17 protein-coding genes are annotated in these 17,605 nt (G+C 38.6%); 7 read left to right on the top strand and 10 right to left on the bottom strand.

Features of this window, described 5'->3' with window-relative positions; all coding sequences use genetic code 11:
* Window positions 1-75: 75 nt before the first annotated feature.
* The 9 genes from QOL76_RS19685 to QOL76_RS19725 all read right to left on the bottom strand — a co-directional run bounded on the left by QOL76_RS19685 (window position 76) and on the right by QOL76_RS19725 (window position 8,139).
* The gene (locus tag QOL76_RS19685; RefSeq protein ID WP_283414673.1) at window positions 76-1,386 is read right to left on the bottom strand and encodes an ABC transporter permease; all 1,311 of its coding nucleotides are present in this window, start codon (window positions 1,384-1,386) and stop codon (window positions 76-78) included.
* Window positions 1,379-2,272, bottom strand: coding sequence for an ABC transporter ATP-binding protein (locus QOL76_RS19690; protein ID WP_283414674.1), 894 nt, complete (start codon window positions 2,270-2,272; stop codon window positions 1,379-1,381). Before QOL76_RS19690 ends, QOL76_RS19685 begins: the two co-directional genes overlap by 8 nt.
* A 17-nt stretch (window positions 2,273-2,289) precedes the next feature.
* Window positions 2,290-3,177 carry a toast rack family protein gene (locus tag QOL76_RS19695; protein ID WP_283414675.1) on the bottom strand — a complete coding sequence of 296 codons (888 nt, stop codon included), beginning with the start codon at window positions 3,175-3,177 and terminating at the stop codon, window positions 2,290-2,292.
* Between the two features lie 79 nt (window positions 3,178-3,256).
* Entirely contained in the window at window positions 3,257-4,372 is a 1,116-nt protein-coding gene (gene dnaJ, locus QOL76_RS19700) for a molecular chaperone DnaJ (protein ID WP_283414676.1), read from the bottom strand.
* 4 nt (window positions 4,373-4,376) lie between these two features.
* A complete protein-coding gene (locus QOL76_RS19705) occupies window positions 4,377-4,949 on the bottom strand; it encodes a nucleotide exchange factor GrpE (protein WP_283414677.1) in 573 nt (190 codons plus the stop codon).
* Window positions 4,950-5,026: 77 nt separating this feature from the next.
* A complete protein-coding gene (gene obgE / locus QOL76_RS19710; protein ID WP_283414678.1) occupies window positions 5,027-6,022 on the bottom strand; it encodes a GTPase ObgE in 996 nt (331 codons plus the stop codon).
* 74 nt (window positions 6,023-6,096) lie between these two features.
* Complete coding sequence (locus QOL76_RS19715) at window positions 6,097-6,669, bottom strand: adenylate kinase (RefSeq protein WP_283414679.1); 573 nt, start codon at window positions 6,667-6,669, stop codon at window positions 6,097-6,099.
* Window positions 6,670-6,684: 15 nt separating this feature from the next.
* Window positions 6,685-7,221: a hypoxanthine phosphoribosyltransferase gene (hpt, locus tag QOL76_RS19720; protein ID WP_283414680.1), complete on the bottom strand. Its 537-nt coding sequence runs from the start codon at window positions 7,219-7,221 to the stop codon at window positions 6,685-6,687.
* A gap of 9 nt (window positions 7,222-7,230) precedes the next feature.
* Window positions 7,231-8,139 carry an aminopeptidase gene (locus QOL76_RS19725; RefSeq protein WP_283414681.1) on the bottom strand — a complete coding sequence of 303 codons (909 nt, stop codon included), beginning with the start codon at window positions 8,137-8,139 and terminating at the stop codon, window positions 7,231-7,233.
* Window positions 8,140-8,310: 171 nt separating this feature from the next.
* Here QOL76_RS19725 and QOL76_RS19730 point away from each other — a divergent pair, with 171 nt between their 5' ends.
* Window positions 8,311-9,597: an OmpA family protein gene (locus QOL76_RS19730; protein WP_283414682.1), complete on the top strand. Its 1,287-nt coding sequence runs from the start codon at window positions 8,311-8,313 to the stop codon at window positions 9,595-9,597.
* Between the two features lie 464 nt (window positions 9,598-10,061).
* Here QOL76_RS19730 and QOL76_RS19735 read toward each other — a convergent pair whose 3' ends face one another.
* Window positions 10,062-10,235, bottom strand: a complete 174-nt coding sequence (locus tag QOL76_RS19735) for a hypothetical protein (RefSeq protein ID WP_283414683.1) — start codon at window positions 10,233-10,235, stop codon at window positions 10,062-10,064.
* Window positions 10,236-10,579: 344 nt separating this feature from the next.
* On the opposite strand from QOL76_RS19735, the gene QOL76_RS19740 reads away from it, so the two are divergent.
* The 6 genes from QOL76_RS19740 (at window position 10,580) to QOL76_RS19765 (ending at window position 17,510) form a co-directional block, all read left to right on the top strand.
* Window positions 10,580-11,536 carry a calcium/sodium antiporter gene (locus tag QOL76_RS19740; RefSeq protein WP_283414684.1) on the top strand — a complete coding sequence of 319 codons (957 nt, stop codon included), beginning with the start codon at window positions 10,580-10,582 and terminating at the stop codon, window positions 11,534-11,536.
* Window positions 11,537-11,558: 22 nt separating this feature from the next.
* Window positions 11,559-13,709, top strand: a complete 2,151-nt coding sequence (locus QOL76_RS19745) for a cation:proton antiporter (RefSeq protein WP_283414685.1) — start codon at window positions 11,559-11,561, stop codon at window positions 13,707-13,709.
* A 58-nt stretch (window positions 13,710-13,767) separates the two neighbouring features.
* A complete protein-coding gene (locus tag QOL76_RS19750) occupies window positions 13,768-14,208 on the top strand; it encodes a hypothetical protein (protein WP_283414686.1) in 441 nt (146 codons plus the stop codon).
* Between the two features lie 89 nt (window positions 14,209-14,297).
* The gene (locus QOL76_RS19755) at window positions 14,298-14,432 is read left to right on the top strand and encodes a hypothetical protein (RefSeq protein WP_283414687.1); all 135 of its coding nucleotides are present in this window, start codon (window positions 14,298-14,300) and stop codon (window positions 14,430-14,432) included.
* 162 nt (window positions 14,433-14,594) lie between these two features.
* On the top strand, window positions 14,595-16,991 hold the full coding sequence (locus QOL76_RS19760) for a TonB-dependent receptor (RefSeq protein ID WP_283414688.1): 2,397 nt from the start codon (window positions 14,595-14,597) through the stop codon (window positions 16,989-16,991).
* A 156-nt stretch (window positions 16,992-17,147) separates the two neighbouring features.
* Window positions 17,148-17,510 (top strand): carboxypeptidase-like regulatory domain-containing protein, encoded by a 363-nt coding sequence (locus tag QOL76_RS19765; RefSeq protein WP_283414689.1) that lies wholly within the window; start codon window positions 17,148-17,150, stop codon window positions 17,508-17,510.
* Window positions 17,511-17,605 lie beyond the last annotated feature (95 nt).

Genomic DNA, 17,605 nt, shown 5'->3' on the forward strand with positions numbered 1-17,605 from the left:
CTCTTGATTTATTGGTATTTAGCTCTACCACCTTGATATTTCTATCTTGCTACTTAATACTAAGATTTTAGCTTCTCAATTATTCGTCTTGATCCACTTCCAAAGTGTCTTATAGCTTGGCTTTGTCCCATGCATCAGAATTCCTATTCGGTAGATCTTACCCGCTACCCAAGTAGTAAATAAAAAGCCAACGATTAAAAGCCCCATAGATAAAGCTAGCTCCCAAAATGGCACACCATAACTCACCCTACCCATCATCGCAATCGGCGAAGTCAGCGGAACTACTGATAGCCAAAATGACGTAGTGCTGGTAGGATCATTCAGTACAAAAACAAACAAACCCATGTAGGCTACAATCAAAGGAATAGTTACGGGTAACATAAACTGCTGCGCGTCCGAAGGTGCATCCACCGCAGATCCAATCGCTGCAAACAAAGCTCCATACAATAAGTATCCGCCCAAGAAGTAAAAAACAAAACTTAAGGCTATCTCCATGTAATTAATTCCTGCGATCACTTGCAGAATTTCACCCATTTCTGTGTTTTGAGCTAGGCCTTGAGCCAATTCAGGATTGGCCAATTCCATCGCCTGTTGCTGGGGCATTTGCATCCCTAGAAAGCCCGTCACAATAGTCGTCAACGTCCCCACTAGCACGATCCAAATTAGAAGTTGAGTTAATCCTACTCCAGCAATGCCAATGATTTTTCCCAGCATCAACTGAAAAGGCTTCAGTGAAGAAACCAATATCTCCACGATCCTACTGGACTTTTCTTCAATCACACCTTGCATAATCTGATTGCCATAGATGAAAATGAACATGTAGATCAAAATGCCTGCAACAAAGCCTATTGCATAATTCACTGTCGCGTCGCTTACAGTTTCTGTCCCTTCTTCATCTAGCGTAATGGATTTGATCGCCACTTTTGTCCGGACATCATTTATAATTTTTGGATCAATTCCACTTTCAAAAAGCCGTTGTTCCTCGATTTTCTTCCGCAGATTATTTTCCAAATAGCTGATCAGACTCATACTTGGATTTTCTTCTCCATAAAAAGAAATCCCCGTTGGATCTTTTATATCAAACTTAGGGATATGCAGAAAGCCGTAACGGTCTCCATCCTGTACTAATTTCTTGGCTTCTTCAGAGTTTATATCCGAAAAGGAAAAAGCATACTGCTCAGAACTTTCCAAGAAAAACAGCTTATTATCATCTACCACCTCGATGATTCTCAGCGCTTGATTGTCTTCCTCTTCTAAAGCGATCCACACGAAAATTCCCATGATGGCTGGGAAAATCAAAGGAGTCAATAAGGTGACAAGCAAAAACGACTTCTTTTTAACTCGAGCGACATATTCACGCTGAATTACTAACCAGATTTTATCCATTTTCTGTTGACTTTACCTGGTGAATAAAAATTTCTTCCATACTCGGAATCAGTTCTTGAAACTGGCTCACTTGACCATATTGCATTAACTCATTGAGAAGTTCATTTGGCAATTTCCCACTAAGAGGTAGCGTAAAACTGTAGCTTCCTTCGTCTTCTTTGGATATCCACTCTGTCGGCAAATCTCTAGTAAGGTGATCAAGAGTTATCGTATAGACTTCCGGTCTATAGATGGATTTCACCTGCTTGATTGTACCATCCAAGATTTTCTTCGAGCGATTGATCATTGCGACCTGGTCACACAGCAGCTCTACAGACTCCATTCTGTGAGTACTGAGGATCACTGTGGTGCCTTTCTCCTTGAGTTCCAAAATCTCATTTTTGATGATTTCTGCATTTACTGGATCAAAGCCGGAGAAAGGTTCATCGAGGATCAAGAGCGGAGGATTATGAATTATTGTGGAGATAAACTGGACTTTCTGCGCCATGCCTTTGGATAGATCTTCAATCTTCTTGTCCTTCCAAGTCTCCATCTCCAGCTTTTCCAGCCAGTATTTGATCTTCAGTTTGGCCTCGTGAGGACTAAGTCCTTTTAATCTCGCGAAATAAAGCATCTGATCCCAGACCTTCATTTTCTTATAAAGCCCACGCTCTTCTGGCAAGTAGCCAATCAGTCCAATATGCTTAGGTGCCAAAAGCTCACCGCCAATGTAAACTTCACCGCTATCGCTATCTATAATCTGATTAATAATCCGAATCAGCGTGGTTTTACCCGCTCCATTTGGCCCGAGAAGTCCAAAAACCACACCTTCGGATACATTTAAATCCACCTCTGTAAGTGCTTTATTGACTCCGTAGGATTTATTAAGCTTATTGATTTTTAACATATCTGAAAAAATAGGAATTATTCCACTGTTAAAGAACCCACTCCTACATCAATGATCAATTCCATTAATCTTGGGTCATCCACTTTGAACCCTTTCGTTATGTATGTTCCTTTTTCTAAGGTTTTTAAATACTTTGGCAAGGTGGTTTTACACATAGCCGTAGTTCTCATTTTTATTTTGATGGGAAAAGAGTCAGAAGGCAAACGCACGTGAAGTGTTCCTGCACCAACTGCAGCAATAATATGGCTGGCATTATGCATGCCATCTGAGAAATCCAAATCGATTTTGCCATAGTTAACTTCGAATATCATTCTCTTGGCATTGGTGAAATTGGCATCATTTACCACTACGGTCCCCATATTTAGGGTTACCAAAAGGGTATCCATCTGCACTTGATTTGGAGAGTCGCTACTATAGCGGATAGCCACATCAGCACTGGCACTTTTCACTTTCAGCTGACTGATGGTTAGATTGGCAAGGTCAAAGTCTGACTTGCCCATTCCCAAATTAAAATCGAGATGATAAAGATAATTGGTACTTAAACCTACATTCCAGCTGTGATCAAAATCATCTGAAGATCCCGAAAATAGTTTGGATGTGATACTTTTACCGAGATTTTCGGACTCCACGTTCTTATGAACTAATGTGGTCTGAAGTATATTATTTGATACTTTCTGAGAAAATACCGGAAGGATATTCGTTTGATCGAGATGCCCATGAATATAGACAGGATCTGAAGATTTGGTTCTCTTCAGCTGTGTGGTACTCTTGTAGGAGGTGAACTCCAAAGCAACCATATCAAAACCGTCTTTTTCTGTCGCCTTGAACTCTTTGACTAGTTGCGCCTTACCCACAGCTACCCATCCAATCATCATCAGAAAAAGCAGACACAATCTTTTAAGCATACGGTAAGGTTACGAGGCGACTTTAAAAAGGTTTTTTAAAAATATAAAAAAAGCCAGAATTGCTTCTGGCTTTATTGTATTAAAAGAACTCTTTCATTTTATCAAAGAAGGATTTCTCGCTGTTTCCTGGATCTGGTTTGAAGTTGTCTGAGTATCTCAGTCCTTCTAACGCTTCTTTTTCATCTTTGGATAGATGGGTAGGCGTCCACACATTGACCATGATCAATTGATCACCTTTGGTATATCCATTTATATCTTTAATACCCTTTCCTTTCAAACGGAGCATTTTACCACTTTGAGTTCCTTGCTCAATTTTGATTTTTACTTTTCCTTCTATGGTTGGCACCTCTATAGAAGCACCAAGTGCTGCATCTACAAAGGAAACGTATAGATCATAGATCACATTATTCCCATCACGTTGAAGTACTTTATCTTCAATTTCCTCTATAACTATAAGAAGATCTCCGGCAATTCCACCAGGAATCTCATTCCCTTTGCCAGACATACTTAGCTGCATTCCTTCAGCTACCCCGCCAGGGATATTGATAGAAATCACTTCCTCTTTCACCACTAGACCTCTTGCGTCAGCATCAGCAGGTTTTTTATCTACAATCTGACCACTTCCCCCACAAACACCGCAGGTGCTAGCTGAAACCATTTGGCCCAACATCGTATTCACTACTTTCTTAACCTGGCCAGATCCTTGGCATGCTGAACAAGATTTGAAAGTGACTCCATCAGCTATAAGATGGCGTTTCACTTTAATCTTTTTCTCCACGCCATTAGCAATCTCAGCAAGAGTTAACTTCATCTTTACGCGAAGATTCGTTCCTTTTTTGGTGCGACGGCCACCGCCGCCTCCGCCGAAAAATGAACCGAAACCTCCTCCGCCTCCTCCGCCGAAAATATCGCCGAATTGGGAAAAGATGTCATCCATGTTCATTCCACCGCCGCCAAAACCTCCAGCTCCACCAACACCTTGATGACCAAATTGATCATAACGTTGCTTTTTCTCAGGATTACTTAAAACCTCGTAAGCCTCAGCTGCTTCTTTGAATTTGTCTTCAGCTTCTGGATTGTCAGGATTTTTATCCGGATGAAATTGAATCGCTAGTTTCCGATACGCCTTTTTTATTTCATCGGCAGATGCGGACTTTGTTACTCCAAGTACTTCGTAATAATCTCTTTTCGCCATAATATTATGCTCCTGTCACTACTTTTGCGTAGCGTACTACTTTATCTCCTAATACGTAACCTTTTTCGATTACATCAACTACTTTTCCTTTCAAGTCTTCGCTAGGCGCCGGGATTTGGGTTATTGCTTCCTGGGTTTCCGGATCGAAAGGCTTACCTACTAGATCATCCATTGGCTTTAAGCCTTTTGAACCAAGTATTTTTCCGAATTTTTGAAAAATAAGAAGATTACCTTCTCTTACTTTAGCTCCTTCAGCCTCATTTTCACTGGCTTTTAAAGCTCGCTCAAAATCATCCAAAATTGGAATTAGATCCCTAATAACATCCTCGGAAGCTGTTGAAATCAAATCCAATCGCTCCTTTGCAGTTCTTTTTCTATAATTCTCAAAATCTGAATAGAGACGAAGGTATTTATCTTTAAGATCGGCTACTTCATACTCCAATTTATTTTCTTCTGATTCAGTTTGAGGAGCTTGTTCTTCAAGTTCCGTTTCGGAAGAAGCGTTTTCTACCTTTTCCTCATTGATATTCTCGTCCTTGAGATTCATTTCTTGATCCACTTGTTCTTTATTAGTCATAATTGAAATAGACAATAGTTGGCGTTATGGGGTTATCAATATTGTTGCCATTGCGCGATGTCTGACAAACTGACACCTTACCCCTCGTGTATAGCCTGCCAGATTAGATCTTTAAGCCTGTCAAGATTGTATTGGGAGACAGAAGATATAAACACATAAGGAATTCCTTCCGGGACTTCTTTTTCCATTTCCTTGACAAGTTCGTCATCCAGCATATCTGCTTTGGATATAGCAAGCAGTCTTCGCTTATCTAGCAATTCTGGATTATACTTTTCCAGTTCTGCCAGTAAAATTCTGTATTGCTCTCCAATATCAGCAGCGTCTGCAGGCACCATGAATAGTAAAATCGAGTTGCGCTCTATATGGCGGAGAAAACGAATTCCTAGCCCTTTGCCTTCTGCAGCTCCTTCGATGATTCCTGGGATGTCTGCCATCACGAAAGACTGATCTCCTCTGTAGGCTACAACGCCAAGATTTGGCACAAGGGTAGTAAAAGGATAATCTCCAATCTCAGGTCTAGCTGCAGATATAGAAGAAAGCAAGGTCGATTTGCCCGCATTTGGAAATCCTACCAAACCTACATCCGCCAGAAGCTTCAACTCTAAAATAATCCACTCTTCGATTCCTTCTTCTCCAGGCTGAGAATAATGAGGAGCTTGATTCGTAGATGTTTTGAAATGGTCATTTCCCAGTCCACCTCTCCCGCCTTTGGTAAGAATTACTTCTTGGCCATCTTCTGTGATTTCGAAGCGTTTTTCTCCTGTTTCAGCATCTTTTGCAATGGTACCAAGTGGTACTTCCAAAATTATATCCTTACCGTCAGCACCAGTTCTTCTTCCTCCCTCGCCACTTTTCCCAGCCTCGGCAATAACATGTTTTTTGTACTTGAGATGTAGCAAAGTCCATACTTGAGTCGTGCCTCTTACTATAATGTGTCCACCTCTTCCGCCATCGCCGCCATCGGGTCCTCCTTTAGGCACATGCTTTTCTCTCCGAAAATGCGTAGATCCAGGTCCACCTGCCCCAGACCTGGAACAGAACTTTACATAATCTATGAAATTTGAATCAGCCATTTTGTGATAAAGAAAAAGGCTAAGCTTACTAGCTTAGCCATATATGATTTGCAAAATTAGGAAATTAAAGGCAATCAGTAGCTATCAATTACCGAAGTGATGTCTGAGAAGATCTGATCGATCTCTCCTACGCCATTGATTTTCTGAAGTTTCTCTTGTGAACCATAATAATCAGCTACCGGGAGAGTCTCATCCAAGTATACTTTTATACGTGTGTTGATTTTTTCATCATCTTGATCATCCACTCGGTTAGAAGTTTTACCCCGCTCTTTAATTCTCACTCTCAATACTTCTTCAGGTACATCAAGAGCTATCATGCCATTGATCTCAAGACTATGCTTAGAGAGCATTTTATCCAAAGCCTCTGCCTGTGCGGTAGTACGTGGAAAGCCATCAAAAATAAATCCTTTGGCATTTTTAGTCTCATTGATCTTATCCTCAACCATTCCAATCACAACCTCATCAGGAACCAATCGACCTTCGTTCATGTACTTTTTGGCGAGTAGGCCAAGTTCCGTTCCTTCTCCTAGGTGCTTTCTAAAAAGATCCCCAGTGGATAAATGAGTAAGTCCGTATTTCTCAATAAGTTTTTCACTTTGAGTGCCTTTGCCTGCACCCGGAGGACCAAATAATACAATATTATACATTCGTAAGTCTATTATTTAAGGAGTACTGAGCTGGTAAATATCAGGTAAATTCCTACCCAAACCATCGTAATCAAGGCCGTAACCGACCACAAATTTATTGGGAATTTCAAAACCCACATAATCCAACGCGTAATTAAACTGAAAAGCATCAGGTTTGTGTAGCAAAGTTACTATGGAAATTTTGGCAGGATTGAACTCAGAAAGTGCCTTTAACAAATAATCCATGCTGATTCCAGTATCAACTATATCCTCTACAATTAGTACATTTTTTCCCTCAATTTTTTCTTCTAAGCCTAAGATAGACCGCACATTCCCTGTTGATTCTGTTCCTGAATAACTACTCACTTTTATAAAAGAAGTAGAAATTGGTAAATCTATTTGCCTACATAGATCAGCCATAAACACAAAGGATCCATTCAAAATCCCAATTACAACCAATTCCTTGCCTACAAAATCCCGAGATATAGCTTTCCCAAGTTCTGTATTCCTAACACGAATCTTTTCGGCGCTTAGGTAAATCTCAAATATCTTGTCTTTTAAAATAATACTCATCCTATATAATTAAAGTCTCTCTAGTAAGTAGGGATAAATCTTTAGCATCGCTTCCAAATCAACCAAAGAAACCTTTTCATCCGGAGAATGTACATTTTCTTCAGCTGCACCTATAAAACACCAATCTATTGCATATGGGGAAAACTGCACCTCTCTACCATCACTTCCGCCATATTCCTCCACTTCAAGCTGGAAGGGTATTCCACTTTCATTTGCAAGACTTATTATTCTATCAATAAACTTTTTTCTGGGGATAAATTTATCTCTAATGGAAATCACCACGCCTTTATGAAACTGAACCCCTTCTGTAATCCAGGTAATATCAGAGATCAATGCTTGTTTAACGGGAGATGTTTCCTGAATGAACTTGAGTAAAAATGGCATGCTTCCTCCGCCATGTTCCTCATATGTGGAAAATACCACCCAACCATCGGAAATTTTTTCGCAGAGCTCAAGCGCAGAATAAACTCCTAACCTATTATCCAAATAGGCTGCCTGAATAAATTCATCGTTTATTCTAATATTCTGAGCAAAAGATAGGCGAGTACCAGGGTCTATACCTCTCGGAAAATCATGAGAAATATTATTTTCATCACCTTTTATTTTACAAGATATCTCTCCTAACGAGTCCTTCCCCTCCAATAAAGTACCTTCAATTACCTCTGGCCCGCCAATGCTAATCAGCTGATTATTATACCTTGACATAAATCCTATGGTATCTATATGAGCAAAAACAGCTGTTCTAGGCTTTCCAAATTTCAGTAAAATACAATCATGAAAATCTTCTCCAGAATAGATTTCTGGCAAAACTTTCCAACTTTTCTTCCGTTGTGCTATATACTTTAATATGGATTCTGACGTTTTGGATTCATCTCCCGAAACACTGTTTTGTTTAAGGATTTCGAATAAAAATTTCATTGTGGCATAAATTATGTTAATATTTCGATGTTATATTTGAAAAAAGACTGGAATTTATTTTTTATCCTCAGTGGGTTTTAAATAATTCAGCTAGATTTGTAGTAAATTAAAAGTTTATAAATTTGTATTCACATCAATCAACACTTAAAATTTGAACAAAAATTTTTTGTTATGAAAAAACTAATACTATCAACAATTATCGCAGGCGCTCTTTCAGTTGGAGCAAATGCACAGGAATTCGACAAATTCTCTCTGGAAGTTGGCGGAGGTTTTAATAAACCGATGGCACCCATTGCAGCTGGATATCTGTCTCCTACTCTCAACCTAGGTCACATCGATTTCGGTGCTAGGTACATGTTTAACGAGAAATTTGGTTTGAAACTAGATTACGGTTTCGGATCTGTGAAAGAAGCAGGTAATGACGATGCTATGACAGGTTCATTTGACACCAAATATTATCGTTTGGATCTTCAAATGGTTTCCAACCTTGGTAGAATCATGAATTTCGAATCATTTTCAAGATCTCTAGGTTTACTAGGTCATTTTGGTGGTGGTATCGGTAGTGTGAAACCTCAAGAAAACCTTTATGCAGGTGAAACTGATGACGTTTACAACTTTATAGTTGGTGTAACTCCTCAATTGAAGTTGGGTAAAGGTGTTGCTCTTTATGGAGACATCAGTACCATCATTAACGGTCGCCAGACAGTTACTTGGGATGGATCTACTCCAATCGGACCAGCGATCGACAATGGTTTCTTCGGAGCTAATAGCGTATTGTGGACTGGTACAATAGGTCTTCAGTTCTACTTAGGTAAAAATGAAGAGCACGCTGACTGGTACATTGCTGCAGATAAATATGCTACAAAAGAAGAACTTGCTACTCAAATCAACGGAATCAAAGATATGTTGAAGGATTCTGACGGTGATGGCGTTCCTGATTATTTAGATAAAGAGCCTAATACTCCAGCTGGTGCAAGAGTTAACTCCGCAGGTATGACTTTGGATTCTGACGGTGACGGAACTCCTGATCACATGGATAAGTGTCCATTCCTTCCTGGTCCAGCATCAACAAATGGATGTCCAGTTGAAGAAGTACAAGAGCAACTTGATTTCTTCAAGAAAGCTATCAATGACGGTTATGTTAATGTTTACTACGCATTCGATAGCTCTAAGCCACTTGGATACTCTACTAGCGCAGCTAGCTATGTTTCAAATTTCTTGAAAAAGAATCCAGGAGTAAGTGTTGAAATCAAAGGTTATGCTGATGAATTAGGTCCTGAAGATTACAACATGAAACTTTCTGAAAGAAGAGCTAAGGCTGTTTATGACATCTTAGTAGCTTCAGGAGTTGATGCTTCAAGATTATCCTACAAAGGATATGGTGAAGATACCAGCGTAGATAAGTCATCAGCAGATGCAAGACAAATGGCTAGAAGAGCTAGCTTCGAAGTGAAGTAATTAGCACTCAATACATAATCAAAGGGGTTCGATTTATTATCGAACCCCTTTTTTGATTTAATTCCTAAATAGATTTTTTAGTAGACTCAAATTCCAAGCTTTTTGCTGATACTGTAGCACTTACTGTCATCCTGCCTAAAACCCTTATGCAATCTGTTCGGATAGAATTTTCAAGCTATGTTGCTTACTTAAGATCATCACAAACAGAATCTATCTTACTTAGAATTCGCCCCTCGTATCAGTAGAATTACTACTTAATTATCTATGTATCCTACAATGAATCTGATTTTAAAATCACAAAAGTGATTTTAAAATTTAAAAAACCGAGACCATTGCCCATTAGTATCGCCCATGCTTTACCTCTGGTTTAACGACTGATTCAATTTAAGGCACTTTGAGCATCAGAGGTTGGTAGTCCTCTTCTGTTAATATCACATCCACCAAACCTCCATGGATAACAGCCGCTACTTGAATTTTTCAGCAGGAACTCCATTTGCAACGGTGAGATTATAAGTCCTTGCCACTTCTAAAAGAATAGGGTTTGCGACTGTAGAGTCTTTCACTTTCCCATTCAAATCAAAAACGATTTTATAGTTAAGAGTAGAATCGTAAGTAATAACCGGATTGGCAACTGGCATCACTCCCACCCAAGGTGAAAATTCATTACACGATAGGTAATACCTTCCTTTATATGTGGAGGCATATTTTCTTGGGCCAAAGCTGCGGAAACGGAAAAAGTAAACATGAATATTAACGGCAAATAAAACAGCTTCATAAGAATTTGTTTATAAGCGTGTTAGGAAAAACATCAAATAAAAACAACAAAGCAAGTTAAAATTGTGGATGATAAAAGATAGGCTAAGGTCAAACCACTTTTCCTTTAAAAATATTTATTGGTATAGCATGAAATTACCTACATATTTCATTCTACTTTTGATAGATTTTTAAAGCATTTAGCTGTAGAAGAAAAATCACCAAAGCTATGATTCTTCAAAGTGTCATTCTTATTGCAGGTCTTTTACTATTAGTAAAAGGTGCTGATTGGCTGGTAGATGGTGCATCGGTACTAGCAAAAAAACACAAAGTTTCGGACTTGGCTATCGGTCTGACTATAGTGGCTTTTGGTACATCCGCACCAGAATTAGTAGTCAATTCAGTTGCTTCCGCACAAGGCTACGCAGATATAGTTTTCGGTAATGTAATCGGATCCAATAATTTTAATCTGTTTTTCATTCTTGGAGTAGCAGGATTAATTACCCCGCTAGCCGTTCAATCTAGTTCGGTTTGGAAAGAGATTCCCTTTTCTTTTATCGCGGCTATCATCTTATTGCTGATGGTCAATAATTATTTCTCAAATACAGCACCTAGTTTATCGATGATTGAAGGGATAGTTCTATTGGTTTGTTTTGCTGCATTTCTATACTATGTTTTCACACAACTCAAATCAGAAACTACTAATCAAGAAATAGAGCAAAAAGTCTACTCAAATCTCAAAATCTGGACTCTGATTTTAGGCGGGCTAGCGGGGCTTGTTTTGGGCGGAAAACTAGTAGTGGATAACGCTGTGACAATTGCCAACAGTTTAGGTGTGAGCGAGAAAATCATCGGACTCACCATCATTGCTGCCGGAACATCCCTACCAGAATTGGCTACCTCTGTAGTGGCATCTTTAAAGAAGAACAATGATATCGCAATAGGTAATATAATTGGCTCCAATATTTTTAATATTTTCTTGATACTCGGTGTAAGTTCAATCATTAGACCTTTACCATTTCAAATCACATTTAATAACGACATATACTTGCTTTTAGGTGGCACGCTATTTCTCTTCACTGCTATGTTTTCCGGCAAAAGAAAGAGTCTGGACAGATGGGAGGCTATCATACTATTACTAGCATACATTGGATATACTACCTACTTAGTTAGCATGGAGCTTTGAATAAGAAATAAAATCCTAAAACATGATCCTAGAATCGATTTTTTCATCCGAATTGCCAATTACCAATCCGGTGATCAAATTTCTATTGATTCTATTGATCATCCTTTTGGCTCCCATACTATTAAACCGTATAAAAATCCCTCCATTATTAGGGTTAATCATAGCTGGTGCTATTGTTGGCCCAAATGGAGTGGCCCTAATTGAGCGGGACAGTGGGATTATTCTTTCTGGCACTGCTGGACTACTCTATATCATGTTTCTCGCTGGATTAGAGATTGATTTGCATGAGTTTAAGAAAAACCGGAATAAGAGCCTGGTTTTTGGAATGTATACCTTCCTAATTCCCATGACATTAGGAATCATCTCAGGGCTATTCCTTCTTGATTTGTCATTGATTTCTTCAGTCTTGCTTGCCAGCATGTTTGCCTCACATACCCTAATTGCCTATCCCTTAATTTCAAAATTAGGTATTGGGAAAAACCGAGCGGTAAATATTACAGTAGGAGGAACCTTAATCACAGACACCTTGGCCTTATTGATTTTGGCAATAATTATTGGCTCTACCAAAGGAGAAGTAAACACTCTTTTCTGGCTAAAACTAATTCTTTCTATCACTTTATTTGCACTGACTATCATCTTTGGTTTCCCTCGGCTTGCTCGATGGTTTTTCAAAAAATACTTAGATAATTCTTCTCAATACATTTTTGTATTAGTACTAGTATTTTTAGGTGCCACTTTGGCTGAACTTGCAGGAATTGAGGCTATTATTGGGGCATTCCTTGTTGGTCTATCCATCAATTCAATGATTCCCCATACTTCGCCTCTGATGAATCGGATAGAGTTTGTAGGTAATTCAATTTTTATCCCATTTTTCCTAATTGGAGTAGGAATGTTAGTTGATTTCAGGGTGTTTTTTCAAAGTTGGGAGACGATCTGGGTAGCGTTTGTGATGACGACTATTGCTATTACCGCGAAATGGCTAGCTGCCTTAGCAACACAAAAAACATACAAATTCACAATAGATGAACGTAGGATAATTTTTGGACTTAGTAATGCCCAAGCAGCAGCAACTCTAGCAGCTGTAATCATCGGGTTTAATACATTCATAGGATATGATGATTTAGGTGAGCCCATCCGCCTTTTATCAGAATCTATCTTAAATGGTACAATCATCATGATACTCATCACCTGTACCATTGCCTCTTTGGAAGCTCAAAAAGGCGCTAAGAATATTGCACTAGCTGAAACGGTTATTGACGATGCAAATAGTGAAAAAGAAATAGTGGAGCGAATTCTTATCCCTGTCAGAAATCAGGAAACATCGGATGAACTTATCAATTTAAGTATCTTAATCCAGTCGCCAAAAAGGAAAAGTAGTATGTATGCTTTGAGTATCATCAACCCAGATCTACAGGATTCTGCGGCAGAAATGAAGGCTCAAAAAACGTTAAACAAAGCGAGTGAAACAGCATCGGCTACAGACCACTTTCTGATTGAACTGCTTCGTTATGACACAAATGTTGAACAAGGAATTACAGGTGTAATCCATGAGAATAAAATTACCGACCTAGTATTAGGCCTTCATGAAAAACAAGGTATAGATGATAGCTTTTTGGGAAATCTCACGGAAGGTCTGCTAAGTAAATCAAATACAACGACCTTTATTTACAAATCCCATCAACCGTTCGATACACACAAGAGACATTTGATCCTAGTACCTCCGAATGCAGAAAAAGAGCTAGGATTCCCGTTTTGGCTGGTCAAAGTCTGGAATATAGCTAGAAATACTGGAGCTAGAATTATCTTTTATGTAGCACCTGAAACAAGAGAATACCTGGCCGATATCCTAAAAAATCATCCAATCAGAGTTGATTTTCGTGCATTTCCAGGATGGGAAGAGCTTTCAAATCTTAATATTCATCTAAAGCCTGATGATAATTTGATCATGATTTTGAGCAGAAAAGGCGCCATTTCCTACCATCCAAAATTGGAGCAGGTTCCAAACTTGATCAATACTTGGTTGAAGAATAATAGCTTCATATTAATCTATCCTAACCAACCCAAATTCGCTGGAATGGACGGAATGGAAATGATACATGGCTCTCTTGTTGGGCCAATTGAGCGATTTGATTATACCAGGAAATTGGTTGCAAAGCTATTTAGAAGGAAATAAAAATTTCAATAAGTTGACACCAGAAAACAATGCAAGTACCAGATATTTTGATCTTAAAATGAAATCAAGCTGTTGGCTCAAAGTGGTAGGTATTCTACTATTTTGGCTAATGCCTTCGAAAAACTTCGCTCAACAAATACCTAGACTTGACAAAAACATTTTGATTAAGGCCTCTCCTATGGCACTTTTGGAACCTGAGACCGTTGTCGTTCAGGGCGGAATTGAATACTTTTTGAGTCCAAAACTTAGTATTCAGTCAGAAATAGGATTGAATGGCGGCTTTATTGGAATCTCTTCAGGTAGAGGAAAAAATGAACAGTTCTCTATGTGGAGAACGAAGAACGAATTAAAACTTTATTCTGCAAAGAACTATTGGGGGTTGAATTATTTTTTGTCGAAAAGGACTTCAATCGTACAGATGATTACTACTATTCTTCAAATTCCAAAACTTGGTATGATAAAGCACACATTGACTTTCAGGTGCTGGGCACCGGATTAAAATTAGGTAAGCAGAAATTCATTTCTCAAAATATACTATTAGACAGTTTTGTCGGAATTGGAATTCGGACTAGGTACACCAAAATAACTATGCTAAAAGTATCTCCAATTCAAAATAAAGAAGACGAGAATTTTTTGGGTAGTGATCGATACCGAATAAACGGAAGGGACTATATCCCACATGTGACTTTGGGAATTAAAGTAGGTCTTCTAACAAAGAAATAGTAACGCAAAGGTCTAAACGTTATTTCCCAGCAAACTTTTAGACCTTTGATCACTTAATCTCTGGATTTCCCGAATATTCAAAATATATTCCTGTCAAATCCACTCCCTTCAACAGTTGATTTGGAGTAAAGAAACCCAAAAAATCAAACCTAGAATTGCAAAATGGACCAAACCAAACTTAGCTGTCTTGGGAAATTCGGGGCTTTCCTTTCAATAGCAATCCTATTTAACACCTACGCTTTTGCTCAACAAAACCAGGCCAAACTTTCTGGAACAATCCATGAAAAAGGGAGTGAAAACCCATTAGGTTTCGCTACTGTTGGCATCTATTCAGAAAAAGACAGCTTGGTGGCCGGTGGGATATCGGAAGAAAACGGGAAGTTCAGCATAGATGTTCCTAATGGTAACTTTTACGCATTGATTGAATTCATGGGCTTTGAATCTCATAAGACTAGATCAATCAATTTTTCACCTCAAAACAACAAAGTTGACCTTGGTATTATAACGTTGGAATCAACTTCTGAAGATTTGGAAGAAGTGGTAGTTCGCGGTGAAAAAACGATCATGGAGCTTTCACTTGATAAGCGAATTTTCAACGTGGGTAAGGATTTGGCAAATGCCGGTGGAACGGCAAATGACATTCTGATGAATTTGCCTTCTATTGCAGTAGATCCGGAAGGAAATGTACGATTGAGAGGCTCATCTAATGTTAGAATTTTGATCGATGGGAAGCCCTCTGGGTTGGTTAGTTTCAAAGGAAGTAGTGGGTTGCGCCAGCTACCAGCCAATATGATAGATCGAGTAGAAGTGATCACGAATCCGTCTGCCAGATATGAAGCTGAAGGAATGGCTGGTGTCATTAATATCATTTTGAAAAAAGAGAATAATCAAGGGTTCAACGGTTCCTTTGAAGTAATCGCTGGAACTCCCACGAACCTTGGTTTCACTGCGAATTTGAACTACAGGCACAAAAAAATCAACTGGTTTATAAACTATGGTTTGGCCCACCGACGCTCACCAAATGTGGCAGATTTGTATCAGGAAGTCTATACACAAGACACCACATTTATCTCAAATCAGACTAGAGAAGGCACGGTGGCTAGTTGGAATAACAATATCAGAGGTGGACTGGATTATTATTTCAATGAAAATAGTATTCTGACTTTATCCTACATCTGGCGAAGAAGTGATGCACATAGACTCACAGATTTTCGTTATGAAGACTCTTGGAATACCATTGGTAATTTGCAGACTTATAGTTTAAGAACTCAGGATGAAACTGAGCAAGAACCAAACTCAGAAATCTCAGCGAACTACAAGCGGGCATTTGAGCAGAAAGGTCATGAGCTCACAGCTACGTTTACCTATTTGAATTATTGGGAAAATTCTGATCAAATTTTTACACAAAATACCTATTCGCCTGAAGGAGTCGAAGACACCTCCCTTGAGCAAGTTCAAACCTCGCTAAATGACGAATATGAAAACCAATATTTGGTCATGTTGGACTACGTCAAGCCTTTTGCAAAAGAGGGGAAGTTTGAAACAGGCTTTAGAACAAGTTTTAGAAGAATGAAAAATGACTACCTAGTTCAGGAGAAAGGTGAGGATGGAGAGTTTACTCCGATTCCAGGACTAGATAATATTTTTCTTTACGATGAAAACATCATGGCGGCTTACGGAATCATTGGCAATAAAACGAATAACTGGAGCTATCAGGCAGGTTTGCGAGTGGAAAATACAGATGTCAAAACTATTCTCGAAGAGACAAATGAAGAGAATCCACGAAAGTACACGAATCTTTTTCCGAGTGCTCACTTGACTTACAACATCACGCAAGAAAATGCTTTTCAACTCAGCTATAGCAGAAGAGTGCAAAGGCCAGTTTATAATGATTTGAGTCCTTATGTAACGTTCTCAGATGCTAGAAATTTCAGTAGTGGAAATCCAGATTTGAACCCAGAATACACCAATGCATTCGAACTTGGACATATTAAATATTTCGACAAAGGGACTCTTTTTTCGACTGTTTATTACAGAAGTACTGATGAAAAAATTGAACGGTTGAGAACTGTAAATAATGATGGGAGTTCGGTGACAAAACCCTACAATTTAAATGGAGAAAAATCATTTGGATTAGAACTTAGTGGAGATTATCGGCCAAAAGAGTGGTGGAAAATTGACGTAAATGTGAATTTCTTTCATGCAAAAATTGATGGAAGTAACATCCAAGCTGACTACACAGCTAAAACTTACTCTTGGCTATTCCGACAAACTTCCCGGTTCACTTTAAAAAATGGCTTGGATATACAGTTCCGCGCTAATTATGAAGCAAAGCAAAAAACAGCACAGGGGATCAGAAAAGGGATATTTTTCATGGACTTGTCTGCAAGTAAGGATATAATTAAAGATCGCGGAACCTTAACCTTAAATGCTACAGATATCCTGAATTCCCGAATAAACAGAAACATCACAGAAGGGGATAATTTCTATACTGAAGCAAGCTCTCAACGTCAAATGAGACAAATTAACTTAACAATGAATTATCGTTTGAAGCAGTAAGTGCTGTCAAAATCATTTATAATAAAGATGCTCACCAAGGAGAATCTGATTTCGCCAGGATTGTAAAGATGTAAATATTTACTATTCAATAACTTGATTTACACCAATAATCTTAGTTAATTCATTCAAACAATTCATACTTTTGATTCTTGAACCATGCTAAAATCTAATTTCCTTCGCATTTACTTTTTTCTAGGAGTAATCTTGTGCATTTCCTTAAGCCAAGAATCCATTGCTCAAAAAATGGAAAGACCTGCAAGTACACCTATTGTCAGAGGTCAAATCGTTGATAAGAAAAATTCTCCAATAATCGGTGCAACGATTTTAGTGGATAGCACTACCAAAGGAGTGGTTTCGGACGAAAATGGATTCTTTGAGTTAGATCTTAGCCAATTCAAAAACAAAAGTATCACGTTGAATATTGGGTATATTGGGAAGGAATCAAATTCGATAGAGGTGAAAATCAAAGAACTCCCGAAGTCCTTAGGACAGATCAAATTGAAAGACGGGGTTTTATAGTTTTTATTATTAGCTGAAGTCAGAAATCCCCATTCTTAACAAAAGCTCAAAACAGGTCTGATTGACCTGTTTTTCTTTTGAATTCACCTCTACTG

It is taken from the genome of Algoriphagus winogradskyi (assembly GCF_900182815.1).
GTDB classification, from domain to species: Bacteria; Bacteroidota; Bacteroidia; order Cytophagales; family Cyclobacteriaceae; genus Algoriphagus; species Algoriphagus winogradskyi.